General features: G+C 68.6%; 9 protein-coding genes. 6 read left to right on the forward strand and 3 right to left on the reverse strand.

All coding sequences use genetic code 11. From position 1 onward, the window contains the following. Window positions 1-12: 12 nt before the first annotated feature. Window positions 13-582, forward strand: coding sequence for a hypothetical protein (locus F0415_RS11725; RefSeq protein WP_149861413.1), 570 nt, complete (start codon window positions 13-15; stop codon window positions 580-582). Further along, window positions 579-1316 (forward strand): HAD family hydrolase, encoded by a 738-nt coding sequence (locus F0415_RS11730; protein ID WP_149861414.1) that lies wholly within the window; start codon window positions 579-581, stop codon window positions 1314-1316. The genes F0415_RS11725 and F0415_RS11730 overlap by 4 nt, the downstream gene beginning before the upstream one ends. 16 nt (window positions 1317-1332) lie before the next feature. On the opposite strand, the gene F0415_RS11735 is transcribed toward F0415_RS11730, so the two are convergent. Both F0415_RS11735 and F0415_RS11740 read right to left on the reverse strand, forming a co-directional pair. After that, window positions 1333-2109: a MipA/OmpV family protein gene (locus F0415_RS11735; RefSeq protein ID WP_149861415.1), complete on the reverse strand. Its 777-nt coding sequence runs from the start codon at window positions 2107-2109 to the stop codon at window positions 1333-1335. A 115-nt stretch (window positions 2110-2224) separates the two neighbouring features. Continuing rightward, window positions 2225-2881 carry an energy transducer TonB gene (locus F0415_RS11740; protein WP_149861416.1) on the reverse strand — a complete coding sequence of 219 codons (657 nt, stop codon included), beginning with the start codon at window positions 2879-2881 and terminating at the stop codon, window positions 2225-2227. A 110-nt stretch (window positions 2882-2991) separates the two neighbouring features. Here F0415_RS11740 and F0415_RS11745 point away from each other — a divergent pair, with 110 nt between their 5' ends. Both F0415_RS11745 and F0415_RS11750 read left to right on the forward strand, forming a co-directional pair. After that, window positions 2992-3456 (forward strand): copper resistance protein NlpE, encoded by a 465-nt coding sequence (locus F0415_RS11745; RefSeq protein ID WP_149861417.1) that lies wholly within the window; start codon window positions 2992-2994, stop codon window positions 3454-3456. 55 nt (window positions 3457-3511) lie between these two features. After that, on the forward strand, window positions 3512-4072 hold the full coding sequence (locus tag F0415_RS11750; RefSeq protein WP_149861418.1) for a hypothetical protein: 561 nt from the start codon (window positions 3512-3514) through the stop codon (window positions 4070-4072). 82 nt (window positions 4073-4154) lie between these two features. On the opposite strand, the gene F0415_RS12880 is transcribed toward F0415_RS11750, so the two are convergent. Further along, window positions 4155-4925, reverse strand: a complete 771-nt coding sequence (locus tag F0415_RS12880) for an SDR family oxidoreductase (RefSeq protein ID WP_425457848.1) — start codon at window positions 4923-4925, stop codon at window positions 4155-4157. 214 nt (window positions 4926-5139) lie between these two features. Here F0415_RS12880 and F0415_RS11760 point away from each other — a divergent pair, with 214 nt between their 5' ends. Continuing rightward, complete coding sequence (locus tag F0415_RS11760) at window positions 5140-5868, forward strand: hypothetical protein (RefSeq protein ID WP_149861419.1); 729 nt, start codon at window positions 5140-5142, stop codon at window positions 5866-5868. After that, window positions 5868-6236, forward strand: a complete 369-nt coding sequence (locus tag F0415_RS11765; RefSeq protein ID WP_149861420.1) for a PIN domain-containing protein — start codon at window positions 5868-5870, stop codon at window positions 6234-6236. The genes F0415_RS11760 and F0415_RS11765 overlap by 1 nt, the downstream gene beginning before the upstream one ends. The last annotated feature ends 101 nt before the right edge of the window (window positions 6237-6337 follow it).

Consider the following 6337-nt stretch of genomic DNA (forward strand, 5'->3'; position numbering starts at 1 on the left):
GCTGTGCCGGGGATGGCTGGGCTGGTCGTTCTGCTGGCGGCTTGCGCGGCCGAGGAGGCGCCGGCGCCGGCGGCGGCCGAGCCCGAAGTGCCGGTGCTGGCGGCACCGGTCGGGACGGACTGGAGCACCTGCCGTTTCCAGAACCTGCGCCTGCCGGTGCCGGGCCGGCTGTTCGTGGTGGATGCCGGCGCGCCGCTGGAAGACAGCGAGCCCGGCCGCGAGACCATCCGCCGGGTGGACGTGATGGTGCCGGGCCAGGTTTCGTTGCTGCTGACCGCCTCGCATGCGACCGCCTGGCACGTTCGGCCCTGGCCGGAAACCGAGGTCGTGGCCATCTTCGCCAGCGGCGCCGGCAGCCAGCGCATCACCGGTGCCGGCCTGGGCGAGCACCGCATGGAACGCTCGCAGGATCTGGGCGACGACTGCGGCCGGCACTGGATGGCCGAGGGGCCCGGCCCGGCCGTGGCGGAGGCGGCCCGGCAGGTGTTCGGGCGCGTGCCGGACGCGTACTACCGCATGCGCGTGGGTAGCGTGGTGATCGGCAGCACCGAGGCGACGCCGGAACTGCTGGAGGCGCGATGATCCGCCTGGTCGGTTTCGACGGCGACGACACGCTCTGGCACAGCGAGGGCTATTACCGGCAGGCCCAGGCCGAGTTCGAGGCCATCGTCGGCAAGTACGTGGACCTGGCCGACGCCAACCTGCACGAGCGCCTGCTGCAGGTCGAACGCAGCAACCTCAAGCTGTTCGGCTACGGCGCCAAGGGCATGGCCCTGTCCATGATCGAGGCAGCGGTGGCGGTCACGCACGAGAAGATCAGCGCTACCGACCTGCACCGGATCGTAGGCATCGGCAAGGGCGTGCTGGCGCATCCGGTGGAGCTGCTGCCGGACATCCGCGCCGCGGTGGAGGAGGTGGCGCAGAGTCATCCGGTGGTGCTGATCACCAAGGGTGACCTTTTCCATCAGGAAGCCAAAGTCGCCGCTTCCGGCCTGTCCGACCTGTTCCGCCGCATCGAGATCGTTTCGGAGAAGGACCGGGCGACCTACACCCGCCTGTTCGCCGAGTTCGGCGTGCAGCCGGAGGGTTTCGTCATGGTCGGCAACTCGCTGCGCTCGGACATCGAGCCGGTGCTGCGACTGGGCGGCTGGGGCGTGCACATGCCCTACCACGTCACCTGGGCGCACGAGCAGGAACATGGCGTGACCGACGCCGATGCCGGCCGCATGGTGCGGGTGGACAGCGCCGCGGCGATTCCCGCTGCGATCGGCGAACTGCACCAGCGCGCCCTGGCCCGGCTGCGCGGCCGCGGCTGAGGCGGGCGCGGCGCCCTCAGTCGGCCGGGGACCAGCCCAGGCCGATCATCACCGAGCTGGCGTGATCGCGTTCGACGATCGGGCTGTCGGCGATCTCGCCGGGATAGCGGCTGTGGCCGATACGTGCGAACAGGCTCCAGCGCGGGCCCAGCCTGCGTTCCACCAGCAGCGAGAGTTCGGCTACCAGGGCAGTATCGCCTTCGTAGGCGGGCCGGTCGGGCAGGGCCTCGCCGGGACGCACGCCGTAGTAGTAGTCCACCAGGTCGGCATCCTGCCAGCGCAGGGCCAGCGCCGGCAGGAAGCCCCAGCCACCGCGGCGGAACGGCAGGCCCCAGGTCAGGCTGGCCTCGCGGCCGCCGCTGCGGTCGAGCGCATCCTGCAGCAGGGCCAGCTCGATGCCGCCCAGCGGCGTGCGCCAGGTCGCCGCCAGGCCCAGGTCCAGGCTGGACCTGCGCCGGGCCATGCCGGCCAGCGCCGGCGAATCCTTGGCTTCGTAGCCGTTGAGGCGGGCCTGGGCGAGACCGGCCAGTTCGAAATCGTCCCTGTCCACGAAGCGCCAGCCGGCGCGCAAGCCGCGCAGGTAGGCGCGCTCGCCCTCGAAGCGGACCAGCGGCACCAGCAAGGGGTCGCGATCGATGTCGGCGTAGGGATCGGCGCGATCGATCAGCAGGCCGCCGAAGGTCCAGCGCGGCGGCCCCTTGCGGTCTTCCCCGCGGCCGCCGTCCTGCGCCGCGACAGGCGGGGCGGCGAGGGCGATCGCAGCGATCAGGCAGCCGAGGGCGATGCTACGCATGGACGTTCCTGGAGGGATCCGGGATGCCCCAGCCTAAGGGCCTGCCCGTGTGGTCAGCGTGAGCGTCCCGGGCGCCGGCCGCAAGCCCTCGGCGCCCGGGAGGCGCTCAGGGCGATCAGGGCAGGCTGAACCGGATCGGCACCAGGGCATAGGCGGCGATGGCGCGGCCCTGATGCCGGGCCGGATGGAATCGCCAGCGGTTCAGCACCTGCTCGCGGGCGGCGCGGTCGAGCTCGCGATGGCCGCTGCTGCGCTCGATCTCCACCGACTGCGGCTGGCCGTGTTCGTCCACCAGGACCCGCAGCCAGACCGTGCCTTCGTGGCCGGCGCGCAGGGATGAACGCGGATAACGCGGCGCCGGCGCGACATCGTAGGCCAGCTGGGCCAGTTGCGGCGGGCCGGGATCGTAAGTGTCGGCCGCCGGCGTGGCCTCCTCGCCGGCTTCGCCGAGGATCTCACCGCTCTCGAACACCGGTGCCGGGTCGGTCTGCACCGGCGCCAGCACCGGTGCCGGCCCCGGGCTCGGCCGTGGCACCGGCCGCCGCGGTATCTGTTCCGGCGGCGGCTGCGGTGGCCTGGGCAGCGCCGCCGGCCGCAGCTCGACCGGCACCACGCTCATCTCGCGGATCGGGCGTTCCGGCGGCGACCAGGCGCTGGGCGTCATCAGCACGCCGAAGGCCAGGGCGTGCAGGGCGATCACCAGACTGGTGCCGGCGATGCGCTTGCCGTCGAGTCCGGCGAAGGGAGAAGGCTGGGCGAGGTTGCGGACCATGGGACACCTCCTGGCGTGGCGGGCATCTCCATGAACGCGTAGCGGCACTGAACGGGGTTTGAGCCGCGCCGCTCGTGCCGGTGCCGGGATGGGGCTAGCATGGGCGGCTGATGAGCCCCGTTCCGACATCGCGTTCCCGTGTTCTTCGGCCGCTGTTGCTGGCGCTCCTGCTGGCAGCGTGCGGGCGCGAGCAGGCCGGGCAGGAAGAGGCTGCCGCAGGCGTGCCGGGCGATGCACCGGCACTGGCGCAGGGCGGCGATTTCGATCGCCAGTGGTTCGGGGTGCTGCCCTGCGCCGATTGCGACGGCATCCAGACCCGGCTGCGGCTGCTGCGCGAGGACGGCGAGCACCGGTTCGAGCTCGAAGAGCGTTACCTCGGCGACGATGTGGCGCCCGCCTTCAGCCAGCAGGGCCGGTGGCAGGAACAGGAACGTGGGGGCCGGCCCGAATACCTGCTCGACCCCGAGGGTGCCCGCCTACGGCTGCGCCCGCTGGAGGACGGCAGCCTGGAGCTGTTGGGCCCGGATGGCGAGCCGCTGTCGCAAGGCCCGGAGTACCGCCTGGGCCGACTTTAAGCCAGGATTCACCCGCCTCCGCCAGACTGCCGGCGGGATCTTCTGGAGCGAGCCCATGAAAACCGGAATCATCGGAATCGTGCTGGGTCTGGGCCTGGCCTGGTCGGCCGGCGCGCAGGCCATCGACAACTTCGTCTTCGGCTTCAGCCCGCGCACCGGCGACGCCTTCGTGGACGCGCAGCTCGGCGACATCAACGTGTTCGCCGCCGGCAATACCGACGGATTCATCGACGAGGTGGTGGTCGGCTTCGGTGCGCCACGTTACCTGGTGCGCGAGTACTACTACGACCGCCGCTGGGCGCCGGGCGACATCTATTACGCCTGCGCCATCGCCTACCACCTGGGCCGGCCCTGCCTGGACATCCTGCGCATCTACGAGCGCGACCATGCGCAGGGCTGGGGCGTGATCGCCCAGCGGCTGGGCATCAAGCCGGGCTCGCCGGCCTTCCACGCGCTCAAGGGCCATGTCGGCAAGGGCCATGGCCGGATGCAGGGCAATGCCGGGCGCGGCGGTCCGCCGGCGGCCTCGGGCAAGGGCGGCAAGCCCGCCGGTGGCCCGCCTCCGGGCAAGGGCCAGGAAAAGGGCGGCAAGGGCAAGGGCAACGGCCGCGGCTGAGCCTCGCGCGGCACCTTTCCAGGTGGCGAACGAAGCGGCGGCCATCGGGCCGCCGCTTCCGTTTCCGCGCCCGTGGCGGCGCTCAGCGGGCGGTGTAGCCGCCGTCTATGACCAGCTCGGCGCCGGTGACGAACTTGCTCTCGTCGCTGGCCAGGTAGACCACGCCCCAGGCAATGTCGTCGGGTTCGCCCATGTGGCCCAGCGGATGCAGGCGGCCGACCTCGGCGCGGGCCGCGTCCAGGTCGGTGGCGCCGCTGGCCTTGAGGTGGTTTTCCACCATCGGCGTCCAGATGTAACCCGGGTGCACCGAGTTCACCCGGATGCGGTCGGGGGCGTAGATCATGGCGTCGGTCTTGGCCATCAGCCGCACCGCGCCCTTGCTGGCGTGGTAGGCCGGCACGTCCGGCGCGCCGACCAGGCCGTAGATCGAGGACAGGTGGATGATGCTGCCGTGGCCGGCCCGTCGCATGTGCGGGATGGCGTGCTTGCTGCAGAACAGGACGCCCTTGACGTTTACCGCCTGCACGCGGTCCCACTCTTCCTCGCTGATTCTTCCGCCAGCCGCTCGGCGCAGGCGCGGCCGATGCCGAGCGCGCCGCCGGTAACGATGCAGACCTTGCCTTTGACCCGGTTCATGGCCGTGCTCCGGTCGGAGGGTGAGGGCAGTCTGCGTCCGGGAGGTGCCGGGAGCCTTGATCGAGGTCAGGTTCGCGGGGGTGGCGGCGTCCGGGCCGTTCCGGCGCTGACACGACGCCACCGGGCCCGAGGCCGGGCCGGTGGCGCTCCGCTCGCCGGTACCGCGGCGCCCGGAACACGCCTGCCTGGCGTCGGGGCATGGCATCCTAGGGCCCATGCATACGACCCCCGACGCCGGCGCTGCCGGCCAGTGGCGCCTGTCGGTCGCCCCGATGATGGACTGGACAAACAAGAGACATTTTCCTCTGTAAAGCAATAACTTACGTTAATTATTTAGTTACATGTAGCATCCGTGGTGCACCGTGGCTGTCGCAACCCCTGAGGAGGGCTCACTTGACCATTCCCTCTCCGCAGTGCGTAGTGAACCCAACATGGACAACAAGCGAACCGTCACGTTCCGGCTGAAGGGGAAGTTCCCCAGCGACTTCAGCATTGAACGAATCGCCCAGTACCTGCGCGCAGTCTCGGCACTTGTCGGGGACGACGGCGTGCGTCTTCAGAAAATTGGTCGAGGCAGCGTTAATTTCGCCCTAGAGGTCCCGGCTGCGAACTATCCCGCCGTCGTGTACCGGGTTGGGCAAGCCAAGAATCCACAATTAGCCGACCCAAAAGCAGCTAGGGCGGCAGTTGAACTTGAAACGATGATCAGCGCCGACCAGGTCACCGCTGAGGTACTCACAGGTCGCACGAAGATCCTCCAGTTGTTCGGCTACCGCATTGGGGATGCTGCGCGAATCGGGCCAATTGCGCAGTCCGTGTCGGTTCGTGGGCGGATCCTTGGCCTCGAAGGAAAAGATCGGACCAAACATGCTCGCGTTGAAGAGTACGGAACCCAGCGAGAGTTCTCGGCTGAAATCGTAGACGAAGGACTCGCGAACAGGCTCAAGGATTATCTTTGGGGCGAAGTGATTGAGCTAAAGGGGACCGCGCGGCTGATACGGACGGCCGAAGGGAGATGGGAGACCAAGTCGTTTCGTTTGGAAGCAATCGCCGAACTAGGTCTTGCTCGTTTCTCTGAAGTAGCCGCGAGCCTCCGAGGCGAGATGAACGAAGATGCCCTTACAGAGCTGGCGAGGCAGTTGGTCCGGGGGAGGCACTGATGCGCGTCGTGGTAGATGCAAGCGTACTCATCTACTTGATCTACCCCAACGCGCCGGCCCCCAAGAATTCCACGGGAACTGGTGTGGTCACTCATTGTCGTGAGCGAATCGAAGGGCTTCTTGAAGCGCTCGATGAAGACGGGACAGAGGTCATTGTTCCTACGCCGGTGCTTTCTGAGCTTCTAATCAGGTCGTCTGGAAAAGAGCAGGAAGTCATCGCAATCTTGAGTGGCAAGCGGTCTGTGGTTGTCGCTGAGTTCGACGATCGTGCAGCGATAGAGAATGCGATGCTTCGGCGCTCGGCGGCTGCCAAGAAGCCATTCTTGCCGGCCAAAAAAGAAGGCCTCTTTTCAATTTCGAGTGGGTAAGCTGGACCTGAGCAGGTACGGGATCGGGTATGACTGACAAGCTGTTTGAGGCTGCCTTGGGGGTCTCTCCGCCGTGGCAGGTGACGGGCGCGGACTTCGAT

This window comes from Arenimonas fontis, assembly GCF_008386465.1.
Taxonomy (GTDB): Bacteria; Pseudomonadota; Gammaproteobacteria; order Xanthomonadales; family Xanthomonadaceae; genus Arenimonas; species Arenimonas fontis.

Coding starts and splice junctions, on each gene's coding strand:
- F0415_RS11765 (WP_149861420.1), top strand. CDS start 5,868: ATGCGCGTCGTGGTAGATGCAAGCGTACTCATCTACTTGATCTACCCC.
- F0415_RS11740 (WP_149861416.1), bottom strand. CDS start 2,881: ATGGTCCGCAACCTCGCCCAGCCTTCTCCCTTCGCCGGACTCGACGGC.
- F0415_RS11750 (WP_149861418.1), top strand. CDS start 3,512: ATGAAAACCGGAATCATCGGAATCGTGCTGGGTCTGGGCCTGGCCTGG.
- F0415_RS11730 (WP_149861414.1), top strand. CDS start 579: ATGATCCGCCTGGTCGGTTTCGACGGCGACGACACGCTCTGGCACAGC.
- F0415_RS11760 (WP_149861419.1), top strand. CDS start 5,140: ATGGACAACAAGCGAACCGTCACGTTCCGGCTGAAGGGGAAGTTCCCC.
- F0415_RS11725 (WP_149861413.1), top strand. CDS start 13: ATGGCTGGGCTGGTCGTTCTGCTGGCGGCTTGCGCGGCCGAGGAGGCG.
- F0415_RS11735 (WP_149861415.1), bottom strand. CDS start 2,109: ATGCGTAGCATCGCCCTCGGCTGCCTGATCGCTGCGATCGCCCTCGCC.
- F0415_RS11745 (WP_149861417.1), top strand. CDS start 2,992: ATGAGCCCCGTTCCGACATCGCGTTCCCGTGTTCTTCGGCCGCTGTTG.
- F0415_RS12880 (WP_425457848.1), bottom strand. CDS start 4,925: ATGGGCCCTAGGATGCCATGCCCCGACGCCAGGCAGGCGTGTTCCGGG.